The organism is Paraburkholderia sp. RL18-085-BIA-A (genome assembly GCF_046027075.1).
In the GTDB taxonomy this organism is placed as follows: domain Bacteria; phylum Pseudomonadota; class Gammaproteobacteria; order Burkholderiales; family Burkholderiaceae; genus Paraburkholderia.
In genome coordinates, this window is sequence record NZ_JARESU010000353.1 from 1 (window position 1) to 2,466 (window position 2,466).

At 61.8% G+C, this 2,466-nt stretch carries 1 protein-coding gene; it reads left to right on the forward strand.

Annotated features, from left to right (window positions below):
• On the forward strand, window positions 1–2,466 hold a 2,466-nt coding region (locus P0D89_RS52270), incomplete at both ends, for an MGH1-like glycoside hydrolase domain-containing protein (protein ID WP_408370924.1).

Sequence of the window (2,466 nt, forward strand, 5' to 3'; positions counted from 1 at the left end):
GGAACAAAAGCGCCTGAACGACTCGCGCGAGGCGCAAGTACCGTGGAAGAAGTGGGGCCCCTACCTCAGCGAGCGGCAGTGGGGCACGGTGCGCGAAGACTACAGTGACAACGGCGATGCGTGGAACTACTTCACCCATGACCACTCGCGCTCACGCGCCTACAAGTGGGGGGAGGACGGGCTCGGCGGTCTGTGTGACGACCAGCAGCGGCTGTGCTTCGCGCTCGCGCTATGGAACGGGCGCGACGCGATATTGAAGGAGCGCCTCTTCGGCCTCACCAACAGCGAGGGCAATCATGGTGAGGACGTGAAGGAGTATTACTTCTATATCGACAGCACGCCCACGCACTCGTACATGAAGTACCTCTATAAATATCCGCAGCGGGAATATCCGTATCTGGATCTGGTCGAGACCAACCGCAAAAGATCGCGGGAGGAGATGGAATACGAACTGCTCGACACCGGCATCTTCGACGATGACCGCTATTTCGACGTGTTCGTGGAATACGCGAAGGCGGCTCCGGAAGACATCCTCGTGCGGATCACCGTGCACAACCGCGGACCGGAGCCGGCACCGCTGCGGGTCCTGCCGACGCTCTGGTTCCGCAACACATGGTCGTGGGGCGAGGACGACCGCAAGCCGTCCCTGCACGACGCGGGTGCTGGCGTCATCCGGGCCGCACATCATGATCTGGGCGAATACTGGCTCCACTGCGAAGGCGCGCCGCAGACGCTCTTCACCGAAAACGAAAGCAATGCGCAGCGCCTGTGGGATCAGCCCAACGCGTCGCCCTACGTCAAGGATGCGTTCCACGCCTACGTCATCTCGGAACAGCGCGACGCCGTGAATCCCGAGAGAACCGGGACCAAGGCCGCGGCCCATTACGCGTGCGACGTACCCGCCGGCGGCAGCGCGATCATCCGCTTGCGCCTCGCGTCATCCAGACTCGACGACGCCTTCGGGGACTTCGAGCAGATCTTCGATAGCCGCATTGCCGATGCGAACGAATTCTACGAGCGCATCACGCCCAGGTCGCTGACCGAAGACCAGCACCGGGTGCATCGCCAGGCGTTGGCGGGCATGTTGTGGGGCAAGCAGTACTACTACTTCGATCTCGAACTCTGGCTGCGCGAGCATCACAGTCATCCGTTGCTCGACTCCGCGCGGCGCGATGTGCGCAACATGGAGTGGTTCCACATGCTGAACGCCGACGTGATCTCCATGCCGGACAAGTGGGAGTATCCGTGGTACGCGGCCTGGGATCTGGCCTTCCACACGATCGCGCTGGCGCAGGTCGATTTCGATTTTGCGAAGGAGCAGCTGCTGCTGATGCTGCGCAGCCTGTACGTGCACCCGAGCGGCCAGATTCCAGCCTACGAGTGGAACTTCAGCGATGTGAATCCGCCGGTGCATGCGGCCGCCACGCTCTGGCTGTACAAGTATGAGAAAGAACTGGGACGTGCCGACCCGCGTTTCCTGGAGCGCTCGTTTCAGGGGCTGATGCTCAATTTCAACTGGTGGGTGAACCGCAAGGACCCATCGGGCCGCAATGTGTTCGCCGGCGGCTTTCTCGGTCTCGACAATATCGGCGTGTTCGACCGCAGCGCGGAACTCCCGACCGGCGGCTCGCTCGAGCAGGCGGACGGCACGGCATGGATGGCGTTCTACTGCCAGACCATGCTGGAGATGGCGATCAATCTGACTGACTACGACCCGCTCTACGAGGAGGTCGCCTTCAAGTTCGTTCAGCATTTCATGTGGATCGCCTACGCGATGGACCGACGCGGCGAACACGAGGACGAGATGTGGGACGAGCAGGACGGCTTTTTCTATGATCTGCTGCGGCTTCCCGACGGCAAGACGACGCGCCTGAAGATCAGGTCGCTGGTGGGGCTGCTACCGCTGTGCGCGTCGACGGTGTTCGAAGCGCACTCCCTCAAGCGCTATCCGAAGCTGGTGGAGCTGATCGCGCAGTTTCGCAAACGCTACCCCGAACTGATCGCGCAGGTTGCCCCGACCGACACCGGCTTCATCGGCTACAACGAACGCAGGCTTCTGTCGATCCTGAACAAACGCAAGCTCGAACGGGTGCTCGGCTACATGCTCGACGAGAAGGAGTTCCTGGGGCCGCACGGCATCCGTTCGCTCTCCCTGTATCACCTGGACCATCCGTATGTGATTCAGGTCGGCGGCCAGGAGTACAAGGTGCAGTACCTGCCGGCCGAATCGAATACGGGCATGTTCGGCGGCAATTCCAACTGGCGCGGGCCGGTGTGGATGCCGGTCAATTTGCTGATCGTCCGTGCGCTGGTGAACCTGTACACCTTTTTCGGCGATGATTTCAAGGTCGAATGCCCGACCGGCTCCGGGCAGCACATGACGCTCTTCGAAGTGGCGCAGGAGATCGTCCGTCGCCTGACCAGCACGTTCCTGCGCAATGCGGACGGCAAACGGCCGGTCTACGG